The following is a 25,857-nucleotide window of genomic DNA, read 5'->3' as shown; positions in this document are numbered from 1 at the left end:
GGCTCCGTGAGCGGCGGGACGGGCGGCGCGGGATCCGCGCCGCTCAGCTGCCGTCGCGGCCCTCGAGGCCGGGGAAGAAGATCTCCTGCCAGTCGCCCGGCACCTTCCGCAGGAAGCCCTGCGTCGCCATCGCCTTGGCGAGGTTGACCATGCCCTTCGGCGCCACGTCGTAGACGATGGACCCGTCGGTCAGGATCGTCTCGCCCTGCGCGCGGTCGATCTGCACCTGCTCGGAGGCGAGGTAGATCGACGCCGCGCGCTTGGGGTCGCTGCGAATCAGCGCGACCGCGTCCTCCATCCCGGCGCGGATCGCCTGCGCGACCTTCGGATTCGCGTCGACGAAGCCCTGCTTGGCGTTCAGGGTGGCGGCGGTGATGTCGCCGCTGCCGATCAGGCCGGTCGAGGTCATGACCGTCCGGATCTTGGGATCGGCCTGCAGCACCTGCGTGAACGGCGGCGTCGCAAAGTAGCCGGCGATGCCCTGTCCGGCGCGCATCGCCGCGGTGGCGTCCGGATGGGGCAGGCTCACCATCAGCGCGTCGGCCTTGGCCGATCCGCCGAGCTGCTGGGCCGCCGCGACCCGCAGCAGGATCGCCTGGGGCGAGTTGAAGGCCGGGACCGCGATCTTGTCGCCGAAGGTGAAATCCTTCAGCGCGGCGACGCCGGGCTTGCCGGTGAACAGCGTGTAGACGACCGAGCTCAGGGCGGTGAGGCTCTTGATCTGCTGGCTCCCGCGGGTCTTGTCCCACGCGATCAGGGCGCCGGCCGAGCCGAGGGTGCCGAGCTCGACGCTGTCGGAGAGCAGCGCGTCGTTCATCGCGGTCGAGCCGCTGAACCGGGTCAGCGTCACGGTCAGCCCGTCGAGCCCGGCTTCCTTGGCGCGCTTGTCGAACAGCCCCTCGCTCTGCGCGATCATCACCGGCAGGTAGACGAGGCCGTATTGCAGGCCGATGCGGACGGAGGCCGCCTCGGCCCGCGCCGCCCCGCCGAAGGCCGGGAGCATCAGGGCGGCGGCGAGGAGGCGCGCGGCGACGGCCGCGTGGCGGATCGACATCGGCATTCCTCCCGAACAGGGCCGCGCTTGCCGCGCGGTCTCCCGGTGCCGGTCGGTCAGACGAGCCCGACACCGCGGGCGAGTAGGGCAGAGCGCGCACCCGGCTTCAACCGCCATCGCCCATCTGCTGAAGAATATCACATGTGTGATGGGGCGTGTCGTCGGTGCAGGCGCTATACTGCCGGCCGATGGCGCGCGGGCTCGCGCTGCTGCAGGGGAGACGCGCCGGCGATGCGCCGCGAGAACACCGGATTCGCGCAGGGGCGATCAGGGCCGGTACGAACCGTGCGGCCTCCGCGAGAGCCGGTCCGCGGGTTCCCGCATGGGTGAGGGCATCGGTGAGCGGGGCGCCGCGTGCACCGACCTGACGGTGGGGGCCGATCCCGCCGGCGCGGATCTGACCCTGGTGAAGTCCGCCGGACGGGTGCTCCAGATCCTGGAGCTGTTCGACGAGATCCAGCGCGAGGCCCGGGTCTCCGAGATCGCCGAGCGGCTGAACTTTCCGCAATCCTCGACCTCGGTGCTCCTGAAGAGCCTCGTCCGTCTCGGCTACCTCGATTACGACCCGGCGCGCCGCAGCTTCCTGCCGTCGCCCCGGGTCGCGCTCCTCGGCGCGTGGCTCGACAAGGGGCCGGTGCGCGACGGCAGCCTCGTGCGCATGCTCGAGCACCTCTCCGAGCGCACGGGCGGCACGGTGATCCTGGCCGCGCGCAACGCGATCTTCTCGCAATACGTCCACGTCCTGCAGGCGCGCACCGCCATGCGCTTCCACGTGCCGCCCGGGACGCGCCGCCTCGTCGTCTGGTCGGCGACCGGCACCGCGCTCCTCGCGGACAGCCAAGAGGCCGAGATCGGTCCGCTGGTCCGCCGGACGAACGCCGAGGCACCGGCCGAGCAGCCGCCGATCGCGCTCGCGGCCGTCCTGGCCAATCTGGCGCGGCTGCGGCGGAACGGGCACTTCTTCTCCCGCGGCCTCGTCACGCCGGGCGCCGGCTCGATCGCGGTCCCGCTGCCCAAGCGCATCGACAGCAAGGGCCGCCCGCTCGCGGTCGCGGTATCGGGCCTGCTCGACGCGCTCGAGCATCGGGAAGCGGAGATCGCCGCGACGATCCACGACGCGGTCGCGCGGTTCCTGCCCGAGGATCCCGCGCGGCTCTGAGGCCGGTCGCCGCCGAGCCCGCCGTCACCTCCGAAGCCCGCGCACGGCTGCAGATCGAGGATTGCGGGGCTGGAGCGCCCGGCGGCGCGCTAGTGAAGCTCGAGGCCCTGCAGCCTCGAACGCGATCCAGTGGAGACGTCATCATCGTGCCCGGCGCCCCATCCGCGCGCAGTTTTGAGCCGCCCGAGGCGCCGCCGCGTCCGACCCTCGCCGGGAACGCCGCCCTCGGCGTGACGCAGATCGTCCTGTGGGGTGGCACCTTCTTCCTCACCGCGGTCGTCTCGGACCCGATCGTCGCCGAGACCGGCTGGCCGCAGGCGATGGTGGTGGGCGCGCTCTCGCTCGCGATCTTCGTGTCGGGCCTGCCGGCACCCGTCGTCGGCCGCATGATCCGGCGTCACGGTGGGCGGCCGGTCCTGGTCGCCGGCGCCACGATCATCGCGGCCGGCCTCGTGCTGATGGCGGTCGCACAGTCTCTGCCGGTCTTCCTGCTCGCGTGGGTGATCGCCGGCCTCGGCATGTCGGCCGCGCTCTACGACCCGCTCTTCGCGGCGATCGGCCAAGCCTACGGCGCCGCCGCGCGCGGGGCGATGACGCAGATCGCGATCTCGTCGGGCTTCGCGGTCTCGCTCTGCTGGCCGGCCACGCGGTTCCTGGTCGATCATGTCGGCTGGCGCGGGGCCTGCCTCACCTACGCCATCCTGTCCGTCGCCCTCGTGGTCCCGCTCTTCGCCTGGGCCCTGCCGGCGCGGAGCCGGGCCGCGGTCGCGCCCACTGCTGCGCCCCGGCCCCACGAGCCGGCCGGCTCGACCGAGGCGGCGCGCCTGCCTGCGGAGCGCCTGCTCGCCGTGACCTTCACCATGGCGGCGATGATCATGACCGCCGCCTCGGTGCAGCTGCTCAACCTGCTGCAGACGCTGGGCGTCGGCGCGACCGCGGCGGTGGCCCTGACCGGCCTGATCGGTCCCGCCCAGGTCGGCGTGCGCGTCGTCGAACTCGCCTTCGGGCGCCGCGCCCACCCGGCCTGGTCCCTGCTCCTGTCGAGCGCCAGCGTCGGGTTGGGCCTGCTGCTTCTGGCGGTGCTGCCGTCCCTGGCCTGGCTCGCGATGCTGCTCTACGGCGCCGGCAACGGCATGCGCACCGTCGTGCGGGGGACGCTGCCGCTGGCGCTCTACGGACAGCGCGACTACGCGGCGGCGATGGGCCGGCTCGCCCGCCTCCCGCTCCTCGGCCAGGCGATCACCCCCCTGGCGTGCGGCTACATCGCCGAATGGTTCGGCCTGATGCCGCTGCTGGAGGTGATGCTGGCCGTGGCGGCAATCAATCTCGGCCTGTCCCTCTGGGTGTTCGGCTTCGCGATGCGACGCCCGAGCGCGCAGGCCTGATCGGAGCGGGAGCCTATCACGGGGTCCGCCGAGCGGGGTCGATGACCGGCGTCGTCGGACCCGCTTTTGCCAGATTGACAGATTGTCGGACGATATGCTCCATTCGGCTCGCGGATGAGATGCATCCGCGAGGAAGAGCCGAATCAATCGGCCGCCTGAAGGAAACGCCCGCATGGACGCAGAGATCTACAAGATCTACGCGATCAAGTACGCGCATCATCACCGCATGGCCCGCGAAAACTTCATCGGCGGGGACATCCACGACGGTCCGATGCCGATCGATTACTTCGTCTGGGTCGTCGTCGGCGGTGGCAGGACGATCGTCGTCGACACGGGCTTCGACCGGGCAATGGCGACGAAGCGGGGCCGTCACATCGTGCGGCCGGTCGAGGAGGGCTTGGCGCGGATCGGGGTGGACCCGCTGCGGGTCGAGGACGTCGTCCTGACCCACCTGCACTACGACCACGCCGGCAACCACGACCTGTTCCCGAACGCCCGCTTCCACGTCCAGAAGCGCGAGATGGCCTTCTGCACCGGCCGGTGCATGTGTCACCCGGAGATCCGCCACCCCTTCGCCGCAGAGGACGTGAAGGCGATGGTCGACCGCCTGTTCGAGGACCGCGTCCGCTTCCGCGAGACGACCGACACGCTCTGTCCGGGCATCACCCTCCACCGGGTCGGCGGGCATTCGGACGGCCTGCAGATCGTCCGGGTCCGCACCGCGCGCGGCTGGGTCGTGCTGGCCTCCGACGCCGCGCACTTCTTCGCGAATATCGGACGCCGGCTCGCCTACCCGATCGTCTACAACCTCGGCGACATGTTCGAGGGCTACCGGACAATCCGGCGTCTGGCCGAGTCCGAGGATCACATCGTCCCGGGCCACGATCCGCAGGTTCTCGCGATCTACCCGCCGGCGGCCGACGACGTCGCCGGCTGGATCGCGCGCGTCGACCTGCCCCCGACCGCTTCACCGACAACCTGACCGGAGGATCCCATGATCGTCGAGATGCGCGTCTACTACTGCGCCCCGACACGTCTGCCGGCGCTGCTGGAGCGGTTCCGCTCCACGACGCTCGGCTTCTTCCAGAAATACGGCATCGAGCAGGTCGGCTTCTGGACCACGCTCGTCGGTCCCGACAACCACGCGCTCACCTACCTGCTCAAGTGGGACGACATGGCCCAGCGCGAGGCCCGCTGGAACGCCTTCCAGGCCGATCCGGACTGGATCGCCGCCCGCGCCGAGACCGAGAAGGACCGGCCGATCGTCGCCCGGATCGAGAACACCTTCCTCACCCCCACGGACTTCTCCGCCCTGCGCTGACGGGGACGCGCGGCGGCGGGCCGCTCCGGTCGTCGACCAGAGGGACATTCACGGCATGGAACAGAGAACCATCGGCGTCATCGGCCTCGGCATGATGGGCGACCCCATGAGCCGGTGCCTCGCCAGGGCGGGGCACGCGCTCCGCCTGCTCGACGCGGACGCTGGCCGGACGGACGCGCTCACCCGGGACCTCGGCGCGCCGACGCTCACGCGGGAGAACGCGTCCGAACTCGACCTGCTGATCACGATGCTGCCGAACTCGGCGATCGTCGAGGCGGTCCTGCTCGACGAGGGCTGGGCCGACGCGCTCCCGGCCGGCGCCACCGTGATCGACATGAGCTCCTCGGAGCCGGTGCGGTCCCGCTCGCTCGGCGAGACGCTCGCCGGGAAGGGGCTCGGCTATCTCGACGCGCCGGTCTCGGGCGGCGTGCGGCGGGCCGTGGACGGCACGCTCGCGATTCTCGTCGGCGGCGCGGCGGATCTCCTCGCCCGCTGGCGGCCGGTTCTGGAGGCGATGGGCTCATCCGTCCTGCATATCGGCCCGGCGGGATCGGGCCACGCCGCCAAGGCGCTGAACAACTTCGTCTCCGCCGCGGGCCTGCTCGCCACCGTCGAAGCGCTCCACGTGGCGCAGCGCTTCGGCATCGCGCCGGAGGCCATGACCGACGTGCTCAACGCCTCCTCCGGGCGCAGCAACACCTCCGAGAACAAGGTCAAGCAGTTCATGCTCAGCGGCAGCTTCGCCTCGGGCTTCTCGCTGAAGCTGATGGACAAGGATCTCGGCATCGCCGGTGCTCTGGCGGACTCGGTCGACTACCCGCTCGGGTTCGGCCGGCACTGCATCGAGACCTGGCACGCCATCGCCGCCGAGGTCGGGCCCGCGGCCGACCACACCGAGATGTACCGCCTGCTGGCCGAGGGAGCCTGAGACCATGGCGCTCCCGGACCTGAGCCGCTTCTACATCGACGGCGCCTGGGTCGAGCCGGTCGCGGCCCGGCCGTTCCCGCTGATCGATCCCGCCACCGAGACGGCGTTCGGCACCCTCGCGCTCGGCAGCGCCGAGGACGTCGACCGGGCCGTCCGCGCGGCCCGCGCCGCCTTCCCGGCCTTCTCGGAGACGGCGCCCGCCGATCGCGTCGCGCTCCTGCGCCGGATCCTGGCGCTCTTCGAGGAGCGGTTCGAGACCTTCGCGGAGACGATCCGGCAGGAGATGGGCTCGCCCATCGGCTTCGCCCGCAAGGGGCAGGCTGCGCGCGGGCCGGCGCACCTCAACGCGCTCATCGAGGTGATGGAGCGCTTCGCCTTCGAGGAGGACCGCGGCACCACCCGGATCCGGCGCGAGCCCATCGGCGTCTGCGGCCTGATCACCCCCTGGAACTGGCCGATCAACCAGATCGTCGTGAAGATCGCCCCGGCGCTCGCGGCCGGCTGCACGATGGTGCTGAAGCCCAGCGAGTACTCGGCCGTCAGCGCGATGCTGTTCGCGCAGGTCCTCCACGACGCGGGCGTGCCGCCGGGCGTGTTCAACCTCGTGAACGGGGACGGCCCCGGCGTCGGCGCCGCGATCGCCGCGCATCCGGATATCGACATGGTCTCGTTCACCGGGTCGACCCGCGCCGGGATCGAGATCGCCCGGGCGGCGGCCCCGACCATCAAGCGCGTCGCGCAGGAACTCGGCGGCAAGTCCGCCAACATCCTGCTCGAGGACGTCGACTTCGATGAGGCGGTCCGGCGCGGCGTCGCGGCCTGCTGCATTAATTCCGGCCAGTCCTGCTCCATCCCGACGCGGATGCTCGTGCCCCGGGCCCGGATGGACGAGGCGGCCGCCATCGCGGCCGAGGCCGCGGCGGGTTTCCGGCTCGGCCCGACCGCCGATCCCGAGACGGATCTCGGCCCGGTGGTCAATCTCACCCAGTACGAGCGGGTCGTCGGGCTGATCCGCACCGGCATCGCGGAGGGCGCGCGGCTCGTCGCCGGCGGCCCGGAGCGGCCGGACCACCTCGACCGCGGCTTCTACGTCCGCCCGACAATCTTCGCCGACGTGACTCCCGACATGACCATCGCGCGCGAGGAGATCTTCGGCCCGGTCCTGTCGATCCTCGCCTACGACAGCGAGGACGACGCGGTCGCGATCGCCAACGGCTCGCGCTACGGGCTCGCCGCCTACGTGCAGGGGCGGGACCGCGACCGGGCGCGCGCCGTGGCGCGGCGGCTGGTCGGCGGGCAGGTCCACATCAACTACCCGCCCCCGGACTTCCACGCGCCCTTCGGCGGCTACCGCCAGTCCGGCAACGGCCGGGAATGGGGCGAGGCCGGCCTCCAGGAATACCTCGAGACCAAGGCGATGATCGGCTTCGGCCTCGACTGATCCGTCCCGCGCGATGCGGCCGGCGCCCGCCCGCGTCGGCCTCGACCAGGAGAACCAGATGTCCGACGAGAGCGAGCTGTTCGGCCAGGGTTTCGAGAACCGCAAGACCGTCCTCGGCGCCGCCCATGTCGAGAAGTCCTGGGCCAATGCCGACGCGTTCAACCGCCCGGTGCAGCGGCTGGTGACCGAGTATTGCTGGGGCGCGGTCTGGGGCGACGAGACGCTGCCGTTCAAGACCCGCAGCATGCTCAACATCGCGATGCTGACCGCGATGAACCAGCATCACGAGCTCGGTGTCCACGTCAAAGGCGCGCTCAACAACGGCGTGACCAAGGACGAGATCCGGGCCGTGCTGATGCAGGCGCTCGTCTATTGCGGCGCCCCGGCGGCTCTGGCCGCCTTCCGGACCGCCTCCGCGGCGATCGCCGCGTGGGACGCGGAGCAGGCCGGCGACCGCTGATTTCGCGAACGACCGCGCGGGCGCGAGCCCGCGCCCCGGACCGACGCAGTCGAGAAATTGCGCGGCAGACGAGCAGGGAGGGAGACGCCATGTCGGTCACGTCGGCAGCCTTGGCAACGGACGCGGCGGGCGCGCGCCCGGCCGCGTCCCAGTCGATCGAGGAGAAGCGGAAGAGCGCCATACGCGGCGCATTCTTCTCCGAATACATCGACATGTTCGACATCTACCTGCCGGTGGTCGCGCTGGCGCCGGTGATGTTCATGTTCCAGCCGAAGAACCTGTCGCCCCAGGTGGAGACGGTGCTGGCCTCGCTGGTGTTCATCACCACCCTTCTCGGCCGCCCGATCGGCGCCCTGATCTTCGGGCTCATCGCCGACAAGGTCGGGCGCCGCGCCGCCTCGATCTACTCGGTGGCGGGTTTCGGCGTGATCACGCTGCTGATCGGCCTGCTGCCGGGCTACGAGACGCTCGGTCTCGCCTCGTACATCCTGCTGGTGGTGCTGCGCTTCCTCGACGGGATCTTCCTCGGGGGCGGCTACACCGGCGCGATGCCGCTCGCCATCGAGTATTCCAAGAAGGACAAGCGCGGCTTCGTCGGCGGCCTGATCATCGCGGGCTTCCCGGCCGCCTATGTCAGCATCAACCTGATCACGATGCTGATGTTCTACCTGTTCCCGCTGGACGGGCCCGGGTCGCCCTACACGGTCTGGGGCTGGCGCATCCCCTTCATCGTCGGCGCGGCGCTCGCCGGCCTGCTCGCCCTCTACTACGTCCACAAGGTCTCGGAATCGGAAGTCTGGAAGAAGGAGGCCGCCGGCGGGGCGGTCCAGGCCGAGACCTCGCCCATGGCGGGACTGCTCTCCGGGAAGGCCGGGCGCGACCTCCTGCAGGTCCTGCTGCTGATGACCGGCTTCTGGATGACGCAGAACATCATCACGATCTACATGCCGACCGGCTTGCTGGTGAGGACCCTGCACCTCAACGGCTTCGCGCTGACCGCGACGCTGATGATCTGCTACACGATCCTGTTCTTCAGCTACATCGGCTCCGGATTGCTGGGGCAGGTCATCGGCCGCCGGCGCTTCTTCGTGATCGTCGGCCCGCTGATCGCGACCGTCGGCGCGTACATCCTCTACACGCTGACCGTCACGCCCGAGATGGCGTTCGGCACCCGCGTGCTGCTGGTCAGCCTCCTGGCGGTGATCGTGACCTCGCCCTGGGGCGTCATCGTCACCTACATCAACGAGCGCTTCGCCACCGATGTCCGCGCCACCGGCTTCGGCATCGGCTTCAGCCTCTCGGTGGTGATCCCGTCCTTCTACGCCTTCTACATGGACTGGCTGAGCGCGCTGATGCCGCTCGCGCTGACGCCCGTGGCCCTGCTGATCGTCGGCGGCCTGATCGGCACCGTGGGCGCGCTCATCGGGCCGGAGACCAGGGACGTCGATTTCGGCACCGGGCACTGAGCCGGACGCCGCGCGGAGGACGCAGCATGAACGGGAACCGGATCGGCTTCATCGGGCTCGGCAACATGGGCGGCCGCATGACGCGTCGCCTGACCGGGGCAGGGATCGACGTCGTCGGCTTCGACACCGACCGGGAGGCCGCTTCGCGCTGGGGCGCGACGGAAGCGGCCTCGATCGCCGCGGTCGTCGAGGCGGCCGACGTGATCCTGATGTCGCTGCCCGACAGCAAGGTGGTCGAGCGCGTCGTGCTGGGCGAGGGCGGCGTCCTCGCGAATTGCCAGGACGGGCAGATCGTCGTGGACCTCAGCACGGCGGCCGCCCGCTCGACGCGCCGCATCGCCGCGGCTCTGGCCGCGCGCGGCGTCGCCTACGTGGATGCGGGCATCTCCGGCGGCGCCGCCGCGGCCGAGAAAGGCACGCTGACCCTGATGGTCGGGGGCGATCCGGCCGTGATCGACCGGCTGGGCTGGGTCTTCGCGCCGATCGCCCGGAAGGTCGTCGTGATGGGCGGCTCCGGCGCCGGCCACACGACCAAGCTGCTCAACAACTTCCTGAACGCGGTCAGCCTCGCCGCCACCGCGGAGGTGATGGTCGCGGGCCGGAAGGCCGGGCTCGACCTGCACCGGCTCCTGGAGGTGCTGAACGCGTCGAGCGGCGTCAACTTCGCGACGCTGAACCGTTTCCCGAAGATCGTGGACGGCGACTACCTGGAAGGCGGCCTGACCGGCAAGCTGATGACCAAGGACGTCGTCCTCTACACCGATCTCCTGCACGAGCTCGGCGTCGCCTCGCTCAACGCGGCGGGCCCGATGGCGAGCTTCGGCCTCGCCACGGCGCTCGGCTACGGCGACGTCATCTCCAACCGCGTCGTCGACGCCATCGGCGACGTCTCCGGCGGCGTCCGGCTCCACGGCAACCGACACGAGAACTGAGAGGATACGATGCAGATCTTCCACGGTCGCGAGAACAGCGCGAGATCCGAGAGCCGCGGGCCGACCTTCACCGGGCAGGTCTGGGCCGACCCGGTCATGCCGTCGACGGGCGGCGTGATGATCAACAACGTCTTCTTCACGCCCGGCGCGCGGACCTTCTGGCACGCGCACGCGCAGGGCCAGATCCTGCAGGTGACCGCCGGCAAGGGCTGGATCTGCGTCGCGGGCCAGCAGGCGCAGCCGATCCGGGCGGGCGACACCGTCTGGATCCCCGCGGACGAGCGGCACTGGCACGGCGCGGCCGCCGACAGCTACCTGCTCCACACGGCGATCTCGCTCGGCAAGACCGACTGGCAGGACGAGGTGGTCGAGGCCGACTACGCCGGAGCCACGGCATGACCGGGACCGCGCCGAACCCGGAGACCCTTCAGCACACCGTGCAGCAGCAGCTCGGCTACTGGGACGCCGAGCAGGCGGCTCTGGCCGAGCTGTCTCCGGGCTTCCTCGACGCCTGGGCGCGGCTGGCGACGGTTCCGGTGCGCAAGAACCATCTCGGCGCCAAGGACCGCGCCCTGATCGCTCTCTCGGCCGCGACGGCCGCGACCCACCTCTACGCGCCCGGGACCCGCCGCCAGATCCGCAACGCCCTCGACGCGGGCGCGACGGTTGACGAGATCACGGAGGTGCTCGCGCTCACGGCGACGCTCGGCATCCACGCCTGCAACATCGGCGTGCCGCTGCTGCTGGAGGTGCTGGAGGAGGCCGGGCAGCGGAGCGGGCCGGAACCGCTGACGCCGCGGCAGGAGCAACTGAAGTCCGACTTCACCCGCGACCGGGGCTACTGGCACGCGTTCTGGGACGGTCTCCTCGAACTCGATCCCGACCTGTTCGAGGGCTATCTCGACTTCTCGGCCTGGCCCTGGCGCCACGGCGTCCTGACCCCGAAGATGAAGGAGTTCGTCTACTGTGCCTTCGACGCCGCGGCGACCCATCTCTACGTGCCGGGCCTGAAGATGCACATGAAGAACGCGCTCGGCTACGGCGCGACCAAGGAGGAGCTCATGGAGGTTCTCGAGATCGTCAGCCTGATCGGCATGCACGGCGCGGAGCTGGCCGCGCCCATCCTGCGCGACGAACTGGCGGCGCGACGTCGGGGCTGACGGACGCGCTCCGGGGCATGCCTTGCCACCCGACGGCGCGCCATGTCACCCGTTCGGCTCGTCAGTGATCCCCGAACACCGAGCGATGAACAAGATCAGGGCCATCCAGCCGGACACGCTCCGTCGAAAGGTCGAGGACGCGGTCCGCGAGGCCATCACCTCGGGCGTCTACGCCCCCGGCGAGCGGCTGATCGAGCGCGAATTGTGCGAGGGCCTCGGCGTCAGCCGCGCCTCCGTGCGCGAGGCCCTGCGCCGGCTCGAGGCCGAGAAGCTCGTCCACACGGTCCCGCATCGCGGCCCGGTCGTAGCCTCGATCTCGGTCGAGGAGGCGCGTCAGCTCTACGCGCTGCGGGCTGTCCTAGAAGGCTACGCAGCCCAAGAATTCGCCACCCAGGCTTCGGACGCTGCCATTGCAGAATTCGGGGCGGCGGCCCAGCATCTGCGCGAGGCAGCCGGCAGCGGCAACACGGACCACGTCCTGCGCGCGAAGGGTATTCTATACGATATCATGCTCAGCAATTGCCGAAACGATCTCGTCTGCGAGATTCTTCGCGGATTCTACTCCCGGATCAACCTGCTGCGTGCGACATCCCTGATGCATCCCGAGCGGCTGCCACACAGCCTCGCCGAGATCGATGCCCTCGTCGAGGCTTTTCAGGCCCGCGACGCGGCGAAAGCCGAGCACGTGGCGCGCCTCCATGTCATCAATGCGTGTGCAGTCGCCCTGAAGCAGCTCTCGGCGCGTACCCACCAGCAGACGCTCGATGCTGTGAGCTGAGCCTGATTTCTTCTGCCTCGCGAGCGTTATGCTATCCTGCATATGCGGAGGCAGGGTGATGCCGCTGTCGGCGCAGTACCCCAGTGTCCCGAGGCGGAAATTTCCAGCGCCTGCGACCGGTCTTGCCGGATCGTTCTTGATGGCGAAGCTAGTCGCGGCCATTGGGAGATCGCATCCGGTGGAAGCTCGAGCCTGATTCGGCGCAATATCTTCACGTGCGCGCTAAGGGACCTGGGCGAGCCCGCCCGATTTCTCAGCGCGTCACCCATAAAGCGGCCAGCCCGCTCTCGTGCAGGCTACGTTAGGCCGGCCGGATCACCATCGCGGCTGAACCGGACGTTCGGCTTAGCGCCCTTCCCGGTCGTATATCGGCCACCCGTTCAATCCCGTAAGCGGACATGAAGCGGCCAGTTAAGATGGCTGTCGCCGCTTGTTCCGTCGAAGGGCGAGCATGGTCGAAAGTGTATTAAATATCACCTGGGGTCATGGGAAGCACTTGCCAAAGGCGCCGAGGAGCTTCGGTGAGCCTTTGACGCGCAGCTTGCGCGAGAGCAGCAGGCCGGGAAGTCCGCGTTCCTTGCGTACGAACTGCAGCCACGCTTCGCTGTCTGCCTGAACGACGAGGTTGGCGGTGCCTTTGAGGCCATCCTCTATGGTGAGGTCACGGCGGCGCAAGGTGATGGTCACGTCGCGCTTCTCCGCTCCCGTGAAGCGGAAGTGGTAGACTGCATCCAATTCGCGGGCCTTGTTGCGTTGGAAGGTCAAGCGCATCCCGACGAGCAAGCTCGCGATGTCCTGCGGTCTGACGCCGTTTCCCACCCGCCTCACTGTCTTGGAAGGGTAACGCTTCCGGACGTGCTCCTCGGCATCCGAGCCCGGCACAACGTAGACGGGCTCCACCTTGGCTTGCAAAGGCTTGACGACGTCGCGGGCGAAGCCGACTCGGTCATCGAGGTAGGCCCCGATGACGTCTTCCCCCGCCGGGCAGGCGGCGATGCAGTAGGCGGCCTTGTAGTTCGCCCCGAAGGACAGGCTCTGCCATAAGGAGGCCTGCTCCGACCCGGCGAATTTATCGCGGACGGCCAGGCCGCTCTTGGCATCGGCGATGCCCTCGACCCAGTCGGTGAAGCCCCCCATGAATTCTCGGTAGTTGTGGGTCAGGCAGGCCGAGAAGTTGAAGTAGCCGTCCGGTTCGATGGCGCCGACCGGGCAGGCGGCGACGCACAGCTTGCACGAGAGGCACGGATTGTAGTCGATCGGTTTGGTCTCGGTCGTGACCTCCGCTGCCACGAGAACGGTCGCCAGGTTGATGAAGCTACCGAAGACCGGGTGAATGACGCTGCGGTGGATCCCCACCTGCCCAAGTCCCGCCGCGACCGCAACGGGCTTATGCGAGACGACCCAGATCCGGCCCGGGAAACGGTCCATCTCCATCGGGAAGCCGGCTGCCGGATGTAGGGCCGGGACGCCCTTGTTCTCCAATGCGGCCGCCACCCGGTGAGCGACCTCGTTGATTGCATGGGCGTTGCGGTGAAATTCCAGGTTCCCGATTGATCGCGCTGGCGAGCGGACGGCCTCGCGGTGTAGCCGTGTCACAAGGCTGATCAGCGTCCGCGCCTTGGGGAAAGCTTCAAGGATGTGAGGCTTCTCACCAGCGAGTTCCGGACGGTCGATGGAGACAAAGCCGACGTCGTCGGCGCCCGCCTCAAGGCAGAGTGTTCGTAGCCACTCCCGATCCAACGGGACCGGTACAGGAGGCGGTTCGTTTCGACGAACCCGAACGACGGTGGGGTGCTCTTCGAGTCGAGACATGCCGATCTCCTGAAGCCTATCCGCGCACATCGAGGCGAGGCCGCGCGAACGGGTCCGTCATTCTTGTTCGATCAGGCGGCGCATCGAATATCCGCCGCCAACCGCGTTGAATGTCCTGGGCCTATTCGCGAGGTGCGTTGCCTCGGGGTGCCTCAAAGCTTGGGTCACGCTTGAGGATGGCCGAAAGAATGCCCGCCCGACCCTCGCGGATATTTCGAACGAGATTGGCGGCCCTGCTTGGGAACTCGGATCCGAGGATGGTTGCCAGGGAAGGACCCTGAGCGGGCTGCGCCGCCGCCGCAGAGAACCATGACAGGGCCTTCGCCGTGTCGTCGTGCCAATGGAGAACCTCGAAGCCGGTTCGCTTCAAGGCATCCTGCGTGGCATCGGCACTGAACACGAAGCTCGTCGAGATATCCGATGCCCAAGGTACGGGGTAATGCAGTTCCCCTTCGCGCATCACCACGTCATAGATGGCCAGGCGGCCACCCGGCCGGAGTACGCGGTGCGCCTCCCCGTAGAGCCGGTCGCGATCCGAGATGTTCATCGCGACGTGCTGCAGGAACACGACGTCGAAAGCCTCGTCCGAGACGGGGAGGTCGAGGGCGCTCCCGAGCTTGAACGTCACGCGATCAGCCAAGCCGCATCGTTGGGCCAGGTAGGCCGCGGCCTCAACGAACTCCGGACTGAGGTCGATACCGACGACTTGGCACCCAAACGTCGCCGCCAGGTAGCGGGCGGGACCGCCGAGGCCGGATCCCAGATCCAGGACCTCCGTCTGCCCGTCGATGCCCGCAAGCCCCGCCAAGTCGGACGTAGCTGCGAGGCCGCGCGTGTGGAACTGGTCGAGCGGAGCAAGCTGCTCGACGGTCAGACGCTGCTCGCCTGGGGCGAGATCGGTTAGCAGTCCTATGATGCGCGCTGTCAGATTGGAGGGGCTGTAGTGCTCTCTGACGGCCTCGATGAGCGCATCCATGACCTTCTCCATTGACCATCGAGCCAGTTATGGTGCATACGCACCATAGAGCGAGTGGGCAGTTCGAACGATGCAGCGACGTGTAGCTGCGGCCGGGTCGGCGACGGTCTTACCCGTCTACTAGCTCGTAAGTCATGACAAAATGGTGTATATGCACCTTGTAGTCAAGCGGTTCTTCCAGCTTTGCCGGCAATGCCAAGTCGTCGGCCAACAGCAATGGGCACGAATGCGACGACGACCGTGCCCGCTGATGCAGCGGCGGACCGGTAGTGGCCTGTGCGGCCGGTCAGATCGTAATCTATCAGGCTTTCGCCACGGTGCCGTACAGGAACACTTGGACACAATGGCGAGCCCTCGCCGTAATCTCCTCATGAGACGGCAGCGCACGCTGTTTCATCATCGCCGCTCTCTGAGGCTCCATCGCCATCATTCCCCGAAGCATTCCCGCCGCCATGTCGGGATCTTCGATAGTGAGGACGCCTCGCTCGCATTGCTGGCCGAGATAGGCGGCCAGGACCCGCTGGGTCGCCACGATCGCATCCGTGAAGAAGCTGGTCGCGAGATCCGGGAAACGGTCGCTCTCGGCGATGACCAGCTTCTGGATCGCCACCGTGTCCGGCGACAGGGTGAGAAGGCCGTACTGCTCCATGATCCGGCCCAGCGCCGCGGCGACAGGCAACGCGTCCAGGGTGGCGGGATCGACCGCCAGCATGAACCGGGAGATGCGGTCCGTCACCGAACTCTCGAAGAGGCCGGCCTTGTTCGGCACGAGACGGTAGAGCGTCTTCTTCGACACGCCGGCCGACTGAGCGACGTCGTCCATGCTGGTGCCGGCAAAGCCGTTCGCCATGAAGGCCTGCCGCGCCGCTTCCGCAATGAGGCGGCAGGTCTCGTCGTCCGACCGGGTCGGCGGTCGGCCGCGGGAGCGGCGAGCGGGCTGGGCCTGCGGGTCCATCAGAAAAAAACTCGGCGGCTCGATTGACTCCGCAGACTATAGGAACCATTTTGGAAACTAGCAAGTTTCCTAATTGCCGGATCGATCACGAGGCCGGCATCCGCCTCACGAGGAGCAGCGGTCATGTCGAAGCATCAGGACGCATTCACCGTCGACCGCCAAGTCTCGCCGGACGAGGCGCTGGCCGATCCGAAACTGGTCGCCCAGGCCAACCAGCTGCATTCCCCCAAGAAGGCGAAGGGCGTGTTCCGTCGGCTGCTCCTGGTCGGCGCGAGCCTCGCGGCGCTCGCCGGCGGTTCGTACTACGGCTGGGATTACTGGACGGTCGGCCGCTTCAACGTCTCGACCGACGACGCTTACGTCCAGGCCGACAGCGTCACCGTCGCACCCAAGGTCTCGGGTTACCTCGGCGAGGTTCTCGTCGGCGACAACGAGGCCGTCAAGGCCGGCCAGGTCCTGACCCGGATCGACAACCGCGACTACCGCGTGTCGCTCGACCAAGCGAAGGCCGATGTCCTGGCCGCGCTGGCGACCATCGAGAGCAAAAAGGCCGCCATCGAGACCCAGCAGGCAGTCATCGAAGCCGCCAAGGCGACCGTGACCGTCAGCCAGGCCACGCAGGTCTTCGCCGAGCAGGAGAACAAGCGCTACGCCGACCTCGCCTCCACCGGCTACGGCTCCGTCCAAAACGCCCAGCAGGCGGCCTCCCGCATCGCCGCCTCCCGGGCGACTGTCCAGCGCGACGTCGCGGCGCTCGCCTCCGCGACCAAGCAGGTGGGCCAGCTCAAGGCCGAGCTCGCGCAGGCCGAGGCCGCCCTGGCTCGCGCCCGGGCCCTGGAGCACCAAGCGGAGCTCAACCTGTCCTACACGGAGGTCCGCGCCTCGGTGGACGGCGTCGTTGGCAACCGCACCCTGCGCGTCGGCCAGTACGTCAATGCTGGCACCCAGCTTATGTCGGTGGTCCCGACCGCGGCCGTCTACGTGGTGGCAAACTACAAGGAGACGCAGCTCACCGATGTCCGCCCGGGCCAGCGTGTCACGGTCGAGGTCGACATGTTCCCGGGCCGCACCTTCACCGGCCACGTCGACAGCCTGGCGCCTGCCAGCGGCCAGACCTTCGCGCTCCTGCCCCCGGACAACGCCACCGGCAACTTCACCAAGGTGGTGCAGCGCATCCCCGTGAGGATCACGCTGGACCCGGCCAGCGTCCGCACGGGCGACCTGCGGCCCGGAATGTCCGTCGAGCCGGTGATCGACACCAAGGCGCAGGCTCAGGGCCGCTCAGCCTTCGCGCAGGTCGAGTGAGGCATCGTCCCAGGAGGGTCGTCCCATGTCGAGCGTCCAGCAACCCGCCGCCTCCCAGCCGGCCCGCGCCAGCACCCGCGAGTGGATCGCGGTCTCGGCCAGCATGATCGGCGCATTCATGGCGATCCTGAACATCCAGATCACCAACGCCTCGCTCCTCGACATCGAGGGCGGCATCGGCACGGGTGTCGACAACGGCGCCTGGATCTCGACCTCGTACCTGATCGGCGAGATCATCGTAATCCCGCTCACCGACTACCTCAGCCGGGTCTTCTCCTTCCGCCGCTACATCCTGTTGAACAGCATCCTGTTCCCGCTCTTCTCCATCGCCTGCGCGTTCACCCACGACCTGGGCTCCATGATCGTGATGCGGGCCCTGCAGGGCTTCGCCGGCGGCATCCTGATCCCCATGGCCTTCACCATGGTGTTGACCAAGCTACCGAAGCCCCAGCAGCCCATCGGCCTGGCGCTGTTCGCCATCGCGGTGACCTTCGCCCCGGCCATCGGCCCGACCATCGGCGGCTACCTGACCGAGAACTACGGCTGGCAGACCATCTTCTACGTCAACGCCGTCCCGAGCGCCGTGATGGTGGTGGCCCTGGCCCTCACGCTCGACCCCTCGCCGATGCGGCTCGACCTCCTGAAGGAAGGTGACTGGGCCGGCGTCGTCACCATGGCCATCGGCCTGGCCGCCTTCCAGACGGTGCTGGAAGAGGGCAACAAGGATGACTGGTTCGCCTCGCCCTTCATCCTGCGGCTGGCCATCGTCGCCGCCGTGTTCCTGACGGCCTTCGTCGCCATCGAGCTGACGGTCGCGAAGCCCCTGATCAACCTGCGCCTCCTGAAGCAGCGCAACTTCGGCATCGGCGTCCTGGCGAACACGCTCGTCGGCTTCGCCCTGTTCGGCACCGTCTATATCCTGCCCCAGTACCTGGGCCAGGTGCAGCGCTACAACGCCGAGCAGACCGGCAACGTGCTGGCCTGGACAGGCCTGCCGCAACTCCTGCTCATCCCGCTCGTGCCCATGATGATGAAGCGCTGGGACGTTCGCTACGTCGCGTTCGTTGGCATCGCTATTTTCGCCGCGAGCTGTTTCATGAACATTCAGCTTTCCCTCGACAACTCGGGGGACCAGTTCTTCCTCCCGAACGTCGTGCGGGCCATCGGGCAGGCGCTCGTCCTGACCCCGATCAGCGCCATCACCACGGGCGGCATCGCTCCGAGCGAAGCCGGCGCGGCCTCCGGCCTGTCGAACATGATGCGCAACCTCGGCGGTGCCGTCGGTACGGCGACTTTGTCGACCGTCCTGACCAAGCGTGAGCAGTTCCACTCGAACATCATCGGGCAGTCGATCACGCTGACCCGAGACGAGGTCCGCACCCGGATCGAGCAGATGACCGACTACTTCATGGCCCACGGCATCGCGGATCGCGCTGTCGCCACTGCGAAGGCCGTCGGCCAGCTCGGGGCCGTCGTGAAGCGCCAGGCCCTGATCATGGGCTTCAGCGACACCTTCGCGGTGATCGGGGTCGTCTTGTCTGCCGCGGCGGTCGCGGTCTTGCTGGCACGAAAATCCGCAGCGGGTGCGGGCGCGGCCGGCGCGCATTGAGGCCGGCTAACGACCACCGGTCTCTGAAACCGACGTAGCCATATCTCTCGGACGTAGGAACACGCGGTGGACGCATCCCCCCACGACGGATCCGTGAAGTCGCGCAGGAGTGAGCCCATTGGACACCCCCGGCTGACCCTGGCGGCCTGCATCCTCGCGTCGAGCCTCGCCTTCGTGGACGGGTCGGTGGTGAATGTCGGCCTCCCGGCGCTGGGTCGGGATCTCGGTGGCGGCGCGGCAGGCCTGCAGTGGGTGATCAACGGCTACCTCCTGCCGCTCACCGCATTGCTCCTCCTGGGCGGGGCGCTCGGCGACCGGATCGGACGCCGCCGAACCCTGATCCTCGGGGCCCTCCTGTTCGCGGCCGCCTCGCTGGCCTGCGGCCTGGCACCGAACCTCGCGGTCCTCGTCGCCGCCCGGCTCGGACAGGGCGTCGGAGCCGCGCTCCTCCTGCCGAACAGCCTGGCCATCCTCAGCGACACGTTCACCGGAGAGGACCGGGGTCGCGCCGTGGGCACTTGGTCCGCCGCGGGTGCGGCGACAGCCGCCATCGGCCCGGTCTTCGGGGGCTGGCTGATCGACGGGATCGGCTGGCGGGCGATGTTCCTCGTCAACCTGCCACTCGCCTTCGGTGCCGCTTTCCTGGCCTGGCGATACGTCTCGGCCGACCGCGCCGCCGACGACGGGCACCTCGATATCGGCGGGGCGATTCTCGCGACCTTCGGGCTCGGCACGATGACCTGGGGCCTCATCGTCGGCTCGGGACAACCAGGCTTCGACTGGCAGGCTCTGACGCTTCTCGGCGTCGGCGCGGTGCTCCTCGTCGGCTTCGTCCTGTGGGAGCGGCGCCAGGATAACCGAGCCATGATGCCGCTCGTCCTGTTCAGTACGCGATCCTTCGCCGGCCTCACGTTGCTGACGCTCCTCCTCTACGGAGCGCTCGGACCCATGCTCGTCCTGTTGCCCTACATTCTGATCGAGGCTTCGGGGTATTCGAGCACGGCCGCCGGGGCGGCGCTCCTACCCTTGCCGCTCGTCATCGCCGTCGGCTCGCCGGTTCTCGGTGGTCTCGCCGGCCGCATCGGCTCCAGGCCCCTCCTGACAGCCGGCCCCCTGGTCGTGGCGGCCGGGTTCCTGCTGCTCCTGCGTATCGGCGAGCACACCGCGTACGTGTCGACAGTTCTGCCCGGCCTCGTGGTCGCGGCGCTCGGCATGGCCTGTGCCGTGGCGCCGCTCACGACTGCCGTGCTCGGGTCCGTCGACGAGCGCCACAGCGGCTCAGCCTCAGGGTTCAACAGCGCCGTCGCCCGCGCGGGCAGTCTCGTGGCCACGAGCCTGATCGGCGGCATCCTCGCCGCTCGTGGCCCAGCGTTGGTCAATGCCTTCCACGTCGCCATCGTCGCGAACGTCGTGGCCTGCATCGCCGCCAGTGCCGGGGGGCTGATGCTGGAGCGCCGGAAGGGCTGAAGTCCGACTGCATGAGCGTATCGACCGCCGCTCGGGCATGCATGATGGATCTGTCCAGACCTGATAGTGCGGTACGGCAGTCTAGGATCGGCCTTGACATTAAGGTGTATATGCACCAATTGAGCGTCATGACATCCCAGCACTGCCAGGACACGGTGGAGGAGATCCTCACGGAGATCGGAGGCACCTGCGTCCTCATGCGGACACGCCTGATCGCCCGCGTCGTCACGGCCATCCACGACGAGGCGCTTCAGTCGTTCGGCGTCGGTGCCGCGCAGTTCGTCCTTCTCGTCGTCATCGGCAAGCTGGGGCCGTCGAGCCGGGCGGAGATTGGGCGCTATCACCGCCAGGACCGGTCGACCCTATCCCGCAACCTCAAGGTCATCATGACCGAGGGATGGGTGGAAGAGGATCCGGCCCGCGCGCACGGCCGGGTCCGGCCGCTCGTACTGACCGATGCGGGAAAGGAGCTCCTGATCAAGGCGACGCCTGCTTGGCGAGAAGCGCAAGCACAGGCGAAGAAGGTGCTCGGCCAAGCCGGCACGGTCGCCGTGATGGACATCGCCAACAACATCCTGAGTAAGCCGGAGGCCGTCTGAGTTTTACTCGTAATGTTGCATATGCACCAATCGAGGAGGCAGAACCGTGACCCAACCTTCAACCCACCCGGACGCTGACGCACCGACGTTCAAGGAACACCGGATCAAAGGCCCACTGGGCGATCTCTATGCCCGCGACTATCCAGGGGATGCGCCGGCCTTCGTGCTCATGCACGGCTTCCCTGACAACCTGCAGATCTACGACGACCTGGTCCCCCATTTGGCGGCCGCCGGGCGTCGGGTGGTGACCTTCGATTTTCTGGGGTTTGGGCAGTCGGAGAAGCCCGCAGGAGCGCAGTACAGCTTCCGGCAGCAACTCGGTGACCTCGAAGCCGTCGTCGATCAACTCGGGTTGGAGCGGATCATCCCGGTCGCGCACGATTCCTCCGGTGCCGCGGCGCTGAACTACGCCCTCGCGCATCCCGACCGGACCGCCGCCCTCGTCATCCTCAACGCCGCCTTCGCCGCATCGCCGGCCGCGCGATGGCCCGAGCTCATCACCCTTTTCGCGACGCCGAGCCTCGCGGCGCTGTCAGGCGCCCTCATCCAGAGCCCGGAGCAGTTCGGATGGGTCGTGAACTTCCAGCGCGAGGCTTTCAAGCAGCGCCTCGCGGACAAGCACAAGGCGCACTACGAAGCCTTCCTCGGCCCGGTCATCGACAAAAACTTCCGCGTGGATGGCGCGGGACCGGCCTTCGTGCAGATGACCGCGCAGTTCTTCGATGAGATGGAGCGCAACGCGGCGCGCATCCCCGAGCTGTCCGAGCTCGACATCCCGGCGAAGGTCATCTGGGGTGACAACGATCCTTACTTCAGCGCGGATCACGCGCGTGAGTACACCTCCTACTTCAGGAACGCTTCCCTCCGCCTGCTACCGGCCGGTCACTGGCTGCAGCTCGACGAGCCAGGCCTTGTGGCCGCGGAGATGCTGTCATGAACCGCCTCTTCGCTCGCCCGGTCACTTGGGATCTCTCTGGTCGAGGTCTCGGGCTCCTCGCCCTCGCCACCCTGGCGGCCCTGCCTAACACCTCCCACGCCCAGGGGGTGACCCCACCGGAAACGGCGGCGTCGCGGGCTCCGGCGCCCGTTCCGACGACGAAGGTCCTCGCCATCGGCAGCTTCACCGCGAAGGCCACCCCAGCGGACTGGCAGAAGGTGCTGCCCGACGAGGTGCGCGCGACCGTGCTCCTCTACCTCGATGGCAAGATCGACCAGTGGTTCGTGAAGCAGGACCAGAGCGGGGTCGTGTTCCTCATGAACGTCAACGGCGCCAGTGAGGCCAGGGCGCTCCTGGAAAAACTCCCGTTCGGCCCGGCAGGACTGATGGAGTTTCAGCTCATCCCGCTCGGCCCAATCAGCCCGCTCCGCATGCTTCTGAACAATCCGGCCAAGTGAACGACCGACTTGGCCCTTCGCCCGAACAGGAGAGCACCATGGACTTCGTCGAGACGCTCACGCAGCGCAACAAAGCCTTCGCCGAGCGGACGTTCGCCTCGGGCCTCAAGATGTTGCCGTCTGAGAAGACCATCATCGTCGGCTGCGTCGACCCGCGGGTCGATCCCGTGGATGTCTTTGACCTCGCGCCCGGTGAGGCCGTCGTCATCCGCAACGTCGCCGGCCGCGTCGACATGACGACGCTTCAGACGATGGCGATCCTCAGGAGGGTCGCCCAGGGCGCGGGCAAGGACATCGGCGAGGGCTGGAACCTGATCGTCCTCCACCACACCGACTGCGGCATCAATATCGGGTACCGGCTCGTGCCTGACTTGATCGCCGAGTACCTGCGCGTGGACGAGGCCGCCCTCGAAGGCCTGGCCATCACGGATCCGTACAAGGCGGTGGCCGTGGACGTGGCCGCGGTGAAGGCCAACCCTCGGCTGCCCGCCGGCCTCGTCGTCACGGGTGTCGTCTACGACGTCGCGACCGGCCGCGTGGACACGGTCGTGCCGCCGAGCCGGCTCCGCCCGGACGCCGACGCCTGAGCGTCACTCCCCCAAGGATGCCCGCGTCCATGCAGGGGCGCGATCACCGCTGACGTGAACGCCTCTCAGCAATCGAGGTGCGGCGCGCGGTTCCGGTCATGGACGCAGAAGGATGCCAACGATGCCACGCAAGATCTTGATCACGGGCGCCACCGGGGACACCGGCCGTGCCGCCGTGAGGTCGTCCATCGACCTTGGTCTCGACGTCAGGGCGATGGTTCACAAGCAGGACGCCCGTTCCGAGGCGCTTGAGAAGCTAGGCGCCGAGGTCGTCGTCGGCGACCTGCAGGAGATCGATACCGTCCGCACCGCCATGGAGGGGGTCGACGCGGCCTACTTCGTCTGGCCGGTCGCCCCAGGCCTTCTAAGTGCCGCCGTCAACTTCGCCCAGGCCGCCAAGGAGGCGGGGGTCGAGACCATCGTCAACCTCTCGCAGCGCTCTGCCGACCGCCACTCGAAGAGCGAGTCCTGCCGGGACACCTTCATCGCCGAACAGGTCTTCGACTGGTCCGGCGTCCCGGTGATCCACCTGCGGCCGACCTACTTCCTCGAATGGCTGCTCTATCCGTGGCAGCTCCCGTACCTGAGGCAGGGCGTGCTGCGCATGCCGGTGGGGAAAGGGCGGCACTCGCCGATCGCCGCCGACGACCAGGGTCGCGTCATCGCGGCGCTCCTGAAGGATCCCGCGGCCCACATCGGCAAAACCATCCCGCTCTCGGGTCCCGTCGAGATGGACCACGAGCAGATGGCTGCCGAGCTGTCCGAGGCGCTCGGACGCAAGATCATCTTCCAGGATCTGCCAGTCGACGAATACTGCGCCTCGCTCGCCGCGATGGGCGTGCCTGCGTACATCGTCCAGCATTTCGGCGGCGCGATGGAAGAGTACCAGCACGGAGCGATGTCCGGAGCGGACAACAATGTCGAGCTTCTGACGGGCAAGCGTTCGATGACGGTCGGCGAGTTCGCTCGTGCTCACGCCGACGTGTTGAACGCGGTCTAAGCGGATCGAAGCATCCCACTGTGTTGAGCCGCCCGGATCGTTTCTCGAAGAATTCGGTGTCGCAGGTTCCTGCCGCGCTCACCCAAACTCCGGCATGACATTGGCTTGCCTTGGCACTTACCCCGCGATGGAGATCATCGGTGACCGTTTATCTTCTGGCGTTGCTCGTCGGTATCATCGCGGGCCTGCGCGCCTTCACGGCCCCAGCGGTCGTGAGTTGGGCTGCGGCCTTGGGTTGGCTCAACCTCGACGGGTCGTGGCTCGCCTTCCTAGGCTACCGGTTCACGCCTTTCGTGTTCACGGTGCTCGCTCTGGTCGAGCTCGTCACCGACCAATTGCCAAGCACCCCGAGCCGCAAGGTCCCGATGCAGTTTGCCCCGCGACTCCTCAGCGGAGCCCTGAGCGGGGCTGCCGTCGGTGTTTCGTCCGGCCAGCTCGCCGGTGGCCTCCTGGCAGGCGTCGTCGGCGCCGTGGTAGGCACTCTCGGGGGCGCCGAGGCACGCGGACGCCTCGCGGCTTCCTTCGGCAAGGACCGACCGGCGGCGCTCATCGAGGACGCCGTCGCGATCCTCGCCGGCGCGCTCGTGCTGGGGGCACTGGGATGAGCCAACGCTTCGACGCCATCGTGATCGGCGCGGGCCAGGCCGGTCCGGCCTTGGCTGGGCGCCTCACCGCCGCGGGCCAGCGCGTCGCGGTGATCGAGCGCAAACTCTTCGGCGGCACCTGCGTGAACACAGGCTGCATGCCGACCAAGACCCTCGTCGCCAGCGCTTACGCCGCCCACCTCGCGCGGCGGGCCGCGGATTACGGTGTCGTGCTACAGGGTGGCGTCGGCATCGATGCCAAGGCAGTCGCCGCGCGCCAGCAGGGTGTCTCGGCCCGGGCAAGGGCTAATGTCGAGGCTTGGCTGCGCGGCATGACCGGCTGCACCGTCCTCACCGGACATGCCCACTTCGTGTCGGCGCACGCGGTGGCGGTTGAGGACGAGATCCTGGAGGCCGAGCGGATCTTCATCAACGTGGGCGGCCGCGCGCGCGTGCCCGAGCTGCCTGGCATCGACGCGGTGCCGTTCCTGACCAACACCTCGCTGCTGCAGCTCGACATCGTTCCCGAGCACCTCGTGGTGGTCGGCGGCAGCTACATCGGGCTGGAGTTCGCGCAAGCCTACCGCCGGTTTGGGAGCAAGGTCACCGTCGTGGAGATGGGGCCGCGGTTGATTGGTCGTGAGGACCCGGACATCTCCGAGTCGGTCGCCGGCATCCTAAGCGACGAGGACATCGCTCTGAGGCTGAACGCCGAGTGCATCAGGTTCGAGCTTCATGCCGACGGTGTCGTTGTCGGGGTGAACTGCAACGAGGGCGAGCCGGAGATAGTGGGCACTCACGTGCTGCTGGCGGTGGGCCGCCGGCCCAACACCGACGACCTTGGCTTGGAGGCGGCCGGCATCGCCGTGGACGCGCGCGGCTACATCACCGTCGACGACGCCCTTCAGACCAGCGTGCTGGGCGTCTACGCGCTCGGCGATTGCAATGGGCGAGGCGCCTTCACCCACACCGCCTACAACGACTTCGAGATCGTGGCCGCCAATCTCCTCGACGGGGCGAGCCGCCGGGTCAGCGAGCGGGTCCCCGGTTACGCCCTCTACATCGACCCGCCGCTGGGACGCGTGGGGATGAGCGAGGCGGAGGTGCGCGCGAGCGGCCGCCCGGCTTTGATGGGCACCCGGTCGATGACCCGGGTGGGTCGGGCTGTGGAGAAGGGCGAGACCAAGGGCTTCATGAAGGTGCTGGTGGATGCCGAGAGCCAAGCCATCCTGGGCGCGGCGATCCTGGGCACCGGCGGTGACGAGGCGGTCCACGGCATCCTCGACATGATGAACGTGGGCGCGACCGCGCCGACCCTGCAATGGGCGGTCCCGATCCATCCCACCGTCTCCGAACTGATCCCGACCGTGCTCGGAGATCTCAAGCCACTGCCGTCGAGCCGTGGCTGACCGAACGGATTGACCGAGAGCTCGTGATGGAAGGCTCGGTGGCCACGAAGCCGCCAACCCGACAGGTGAGCCTGC

The 25,857-nt window shown here is 68.3% G+C and carries 26 protein-coding genes; 22 read left to right on the top strand and 4 right to left on the bottom strand.

What is annotated here, in order from left to right:
* Nucleotides 1-43: 43 nt before the first annotated feature.
* On the bottom strand, nt 44-1,054 hold the full coding sequence (locus CIW48_RS27970; protein ID WP_246695447.1) for an ABC transporter substrate-binding protein: 1,011 nt from the start codon (nt 1,052-1,054) through the stop codon (nt 44-46).
* Nucleotides 1,055-1,376: 322 nt separating this feature from the next.
* Here CIW48_RS27970 and CIW48_RS27965 point away from each other — a divergent pair, with 322 nt between their 5' ends.
* The 12 genes from CIW48_RS27965 (at nt 1,377) to CIW48_RS27910 (ending at nt 12,084) form a co-directional block, all read left to right on the top strand.
* Nucleotides 1,377-2,213 carry a helix-turn-helix domain-containing protein gene (locus CIW48_RS27965; RefSeq protein ID WP_246695446.1) on the top strand — a complete coding sequence of 279 codons (837 nt, stop codon included), beginning with the start codon at nt 1,377-1,379 and terminating at the stop codon, nt 2,211-2,213.
* 146 nt (nt 2,214-2,359) lie between these two features.
* Entirely contained in the window at nt 2,360-3,598 is a 1,239-nt protein-coding gene (locus tag CIW48_RS27960; protein ID WP_149313686.1) for an MFS transporter, read from the top strand.
* Between the two features lie 172 nt (nt 3,599-3,770).
* Nucleotides 3,771-4,580, top strand: a complete 810-nt coding sequence (locus tag CIW48_RS27955; protein WP_149313685.1) for an N-acyl homoserine lactonase family protein — start codon at nt 3,771-3,773, stop codon at nt 4,578-4,580.
* Between the two features lie 12 nt (nt 4,581-4,592).
* Nucleotides 4,593-4,919: an NIPSNAP family protein gene (locus tag CIW48_RS27950; protein WP_149313684.1), complete on the top strand. Its 327-nt coding sequence runs from the start codon at nt 4,593-4,595 to the stop codon at nt 4,917-4,919.
* A gap of 55 nt (nt 4,920-4,974) precedes the next feature.
* Nucleotides 4,975-5,847 (top strand): NAD(P)-dependent oxidoreductase, encoded by an 873-nt coding sequence (locus CIW48_RS27945; RefSeq protein ID WP_149313683.1) that lies wholly within the window; start codon nt 4,975-4,977, stop codon nt 5,845-5,847.
* Between the two features lie 4 nt (nt 5,848-5,851).
* Nucleotides 5,852-7,288, top strand: coding sequence for an aldehyde dehydrogenase family protein (locus CIW48_RS27940; protein WP_149313682.1), 1,437 nt, complete (start codon nt 5,852-5,854; stop codon nt 7,286-7,288).
* Nucleotides 7,289-7,346: 58 nt separating this feature from the next.
* Entirely contained in the window at nt 7,347-7,748 is a 402-nt protein-coding gene (locus tag CIW48_RS27935; RefSeq protein WP_149313681.1) for a carboxymuconolactone decarboxylase family protein, read from the top strand.
* Between the two features lie 89 nt (nt 7,749-7,837).
* On the top strand, nt 7,838-9,214 hold the full coding sequence (locus CIW48_RS27930; protein WP_149313680.1) for an MFS transporter: 1,377 nt from the start codon (nt 7,838-7,840) through the stop codon (nt 9,212-9,214).
* A gap of 26 nt (nt 9,215-9,240) precedes the next feature.
* Nucleotides 9,241-10,146, top strand: coding sequence for an NAD(P)-dependent oxidoreductase (locus CIW48_RS27925; protein WP_149313679.1), 906 nt, complete (start codon nt 9,241-9,243; stop codon nt 10,144-10,146).
* Between the two features lie 9 nt (nt 10,147-10,155).
* A complete protein-coding gene (locus CIW48_RS27920) occupies nt 10,156-10,545 on the top strand; it encodes a cupin domain-containing protein (RefSeq protein ID WP_149313678.1) in 390 nt (129 codons plus the stop codon).
* Nucleotides 10,542-11,306, top strand: coding sequence for a carboxymuconolactone decarboxylase family protein (locus CIW48_RS27915; RefSeq protein WP_149313677.1), 765 nt, complete (start codon nt 10,542-10,544; stop codon nt 11,304-11,306). Before CIW48_RS27920 ends, CIW48_RS27915 begins: the two co-directional genes overlap by 4 nt.
* 85 nt (nt 11,307-11,391) lie before the next feature.
* Entirely contained in the window at nt 11,392-12,084 is a 693-nt protein-coding gene (locus CIW48_RS27910) for a GntR family transcriptional regulator (protein WP_149313676.1), read from the top strand.
* Nucleotides 12,085-12,567: 483 nt separating this feature from the next.
* On the opposite strand, the gene CIW48_RS27905 is transcribed toward CIW48_RS27910, so the two are convergent.
* The 3 genes from CIW48_RS27905 to CIW48_RS27895 form a co-directional block, all read right to left on the bottom strand.
* Nucleotides 12,568-13,896 (bottom strand): SCP2 sterol-binding domain-containing protein, encoded by a 1,329-nt coding sequence (locus CIW48_RS27905; protein ID WP_149313675.1) that lies wholly within the window; start codon nt 13,894-13,896, stop codon nt 12,568-12,570.
* 121 nt (nt 13,897-14,017) lie between these two features.
* Nucleotides 14,018-14,872 carry a class I SAM-dependent methyltransferase gene (locus CIW48_RS27900; protein WP_149313674.1) on the bottom strand — a complete coding sequence of 285 codons (855 nt, stop codon included), beginning with the start codon at nt 14,870-14,872 and terminating at the stop codon, nt 14,018-14,020.
* 301 nt (nt 14,873-15,173) lie between these two features.
* Nucleotides 15,174-15,827, bottom strand: coding sequence for a TetR/AcrR family transcriptional regulator (locus tag CIW48_RS27895; RefSeq protein ID WP_149313673.1), 654 nt, complete (start codon nt 15,825-15,827; stop codon nt 15,174-15,176).
* A 123-nt stretch (nt 15,828-15,950) separates the two neighbouring features.
* On the opposite strand from CIW48_RS27895, the gene CIW48_RS27890 reads away from it, so the two are divergent.
* From CIW48_RS27890 to CIW48_RS27845, 10 genes are all read left to right on the top strand, one after another.
* On the top strand, nt 15,951-17,132 hold the full coding sequence (locus tag CIW48_RS27890; protein WP_149313672.1) for an HlyD family secretion protein: 1,182 nt from the start codon (nt 15,951-15,953) through the stop codon (nt 17,130-17,132).
* Between the two features lie 25 nt (nt 17,133-17,157).
* Nucleotides 17,158-18,741 carry a DHA2 family efflux MFS transporter permease subunit gene (locus tag CIW48_RS27885; protein WP_149313671.1) on the top strand — a complete coding sequence of 528 codons (1,584 nt, stop codon included), beginning with the start codon at nt 17,158-17,160 and terminating at the stop codon, nt 18,739-18,741.
* A 66-nt stretch (nt 18,742-18,807) separates the two neighbouring features.
* On the top strand, nt 18,808-20,208 hold the full coding sequence (locus CIW48_RS27880) for a DHA2 family efflux MFS transporter permease subunit (protein ID WP_149313670.1): 1,401 nt from the start codon (nt 18,808-18,810) through the stop codon (nt 20,206-20,208).
* Between the two features lie 11 nt (nt 20,209-20,219).
* On the top strand, nt 20,220-20,807 hold the full coding sequence (locus tag CIW48_RS27875) for a MarR family winged helix-turn-helix transcriptional regulator (protein ID WP_197739387.1): 588 nt from the start codon (nt 20,220-20,222) through the stop codon (nt 20,805-20,807).
* 46 nt (nt 20,808-20,853) lie between these two features.
* A complete protein-coding gene (locus tag CIW48_RS27870; RefSeq protein ID WP_149313669.1) occupies nt 20,854-21,744 on the top strand; it encodes an alpha/beta hydrolase in 891 nt (296 codons plus the stop codon).
* Nucleotides 21,741-22,202, top strand: a complete 462-nt coding sequence (locus tag CIW48_RS27865; protein WP_149313668.1) for a hypothetical protein — start codon at nt 21,741-21,743, stop codon at nt 22,200-22,202. Before CIW48_RS27870 ends, CIW48_RS27865 begins: the two co-directional genes overlap by 4 nt.
* A gap of 38 nt (nt 22,203-22,240) precedes the next feature.
* Nucleotides 22,241-22,789, top strand: coding sequence for a carbonic anhydrase (locus CIW48_RS27860; protein WP_149313667.1), 549 nt, complete (start codon nt 22,241-22,243; stop codon nt 22,787-22,789).
* Nucleotides 22,790-22,910: 121 nt separating this feature from the next.
* Nucleotides 22,911-23,789: an NmrA family NAD(P)-binding protein gene (locus CIW48_RS27855; protein WP_149313666.1), complete on the top strand. Its 879-nt coding sequence runs from the start codon at nt 22,911-22,913 to the stop codon at nt 23,787-23,789.
* Between the two features lie 140 nt (nt 23,790-23,929).
* Entirely contained in the window at nt 23,930-24,394 is a 465-nt protein-coding gene (locus CIW48_RS27850) for a DUF4126 domain-containing protein (RefSeq protein WP_149313665.1), read from the top strand.
* Nucleotides 24,391-25,782 carry an FAD-containing oxidoreductase gene (locus tag CIW48_RS27845; protein ID WP_149313664.1) on the top strand — a complete coding sequence of 464 codons (1,392 nt, stop codon included), beginning with the start codon at nt 24,391-24,393 and terminating at the stop codon, nt 25,780-25,782. Before CIW48_RS27850 ends, CIW48_RS27845 begins: the two co-directional genes overlap by 4 nt.
* Nucleotides 25,783-25,857 lie beyond the last annotated feature (75 nt).

This window comes from Methylobacterium sp. P1-11 (genome assembly GCF_008329595.1).
GTDB lineage: Bacteria > Pseudomonadota > Alphaproteobacteria > Rhizobiales > Beijerinckiaceae > Methylobacterium.
This window is presented reverse-complemented; position numbering and strand designations above follow the sequence as displayed.

Excerpts from the sequence above, each read along its gene's own strand:
- CIW48_RS27950 (WP_149313684.1), top strand. The coding sequence starts at position 4,593 with ATGATCGTCGAGATGCGCGTCTACTACTGCGCCCCGACACGTCTGCCG.
- CIW48_RS27930 (WP_149313680.1), top strand. The coding sequence starts at position 7,838 with ATGTCGGTCACGTCGGCAGCCTTGGCAACGGACGCGGCGGGCGCGCGC.
- CIW48_RS27935 (WP_149313681.1), top strand. The coding sequence starts at position 7,347 with ATGTCCGACGAGAGCGAGCTGTTCGGCCAGGGTTTCGAGAACCGCAAG.
- CIW48_RS27865 (WP_149313668.1), top strand. The coding sequence starts at position 21,741 with ATGAACCGCCTCTTCGCTCGCCCGGTCACTTGGGATCTCTCTGGTCGA.
- CIW48_RS27910 (WP_149313676.1), top strand. The coding sequence starts at position 11,392 with ATGAACAAGATCAGGGCCATCCAGCCGGACACGCTCCGTCGAAAGGTC.
- CIW48_RS27855 (WP_149313666.1), top strand. The coding sequence starts at position 22,911 with ATGCCACGCAAGATCTTGATCACGGGCGCCACCGGGGACACCGGCCGT.
- CIW48_RS27895 (WP_149313673.1), bottom strand. The coding sequence starts at position 15,827 with ATGGACCCGCAGGCCCAGCCCGCTCGCCGCTCCCGCGGCCGACCGCCG.
- CIW48_RS27845 (WP_149313664.1), top strand. The coding sequence starts at position 24,391 with ATGAGCCAACGCTTCGACGCCATCGTGATCGGCGCGGGCCAGGCCGGT.
- CIW48_RS27920 (WP_149313678.1), top strand. The coding sequence starts at position 10,156 with ATGCAGATCTTCCACGGTCGCGAGAACAGCGCGAGATCCGAGAGCCGC.
- CIW48_RS27945 (WP_149313683.1), top strand. The coding sequence starts at position 4,975 with ATGGAACAGAGAACCATCGGCGTCATCGGCCTCGGCATGATGGGCGAC.
- CIW48_RS27925 (WP_149313679.1), top strand. The coding sequence starts at position 9,241 with ATGAACGGGAACCGGATCGGCTTCATCGGGCTCGGCAACATGGGCGGC.
- CIW48_RS27905 (WP_149313675.1), bottom strand. The coding sequence starts at position 13,896 with ATGTCTCGACTCGAAGAGCACCCCACCGTCGTTCGGGTTCGTCGAAAC.
- CIW48_RS27885 (WP_149313671.1), top strand. The coding sequence starts at position 17,158 with ATGTCGAGCGTCCAGCAACCCGCCGCCTCCCAGCCGGCCCGCGCCAGC.
- CIW48_RS27940 (WP_149313682.1), top strand. The coding sequence starts at position 5,852 with ATGGCGCTCCCGGACCTGAGCCGCTTCTACATCGACGGCGCCTGGGTC.
- CIW48_RS27860 (WP_149313667.1), top strand. The coding sequence starts at position 22,241 with ATGGACTTCGTCGAGACGCTCACGCAGCGCAACAAAGCCTTCGCCGAG.
- CIW48_RS27965 (WP_246695446.1), top strand. The coding sequence starts at position 1,377 with ATGGGTGAGGGCATCGGTGAGCGGGGCGCCGCGTGCACCGACCTGACG.
- CIW48_RS27915 (WP_149313677.1), top strand. The coding sequence starts at position 10,542 with ATGACCGGGACCGCGCCGAACCCGGAGACCCTTCAGCACACCGTGCAG.
- CIW48_RS27890 (WP_149313672.1), top strand. The coding sequence starts at position 15,951 with ATGTCGAAGCATCAGGACGCATTCACCGTCGACCGCCAAGTCTCGCCG.
- CIW48_RS27955 (WP_149313685.1), top strand. The coding sequence starts at position 3,771 with ATGGACGCAGAGATCTACAAGATCTACGCGATCAAGTACGCGCATCAT.
- CIW48_RS27970 (WP_246695447.1), bottom strand. The coding sequence starts at position 1,054 with ATGTCGATCCGCCACGCGGCCGTCGCCGCGCGCCTCCTCGCCGCCGCC.
- CIW48_RS27900 (WP_149313674.1), bottom strand. The coding sequence starts at position 14,872 with ATGGATGCGCTCATCGAGGCCGTCAGAGAGCACTACAGCCCCTCCAAT.
- CIW48_RS27875 (WP_197739387.1), top strand. The coding sequence starts at position 20,220 with ATGAGCGTATCGACCGCCGCTCGGGCATGCATGATGGATCTGTCCAGA.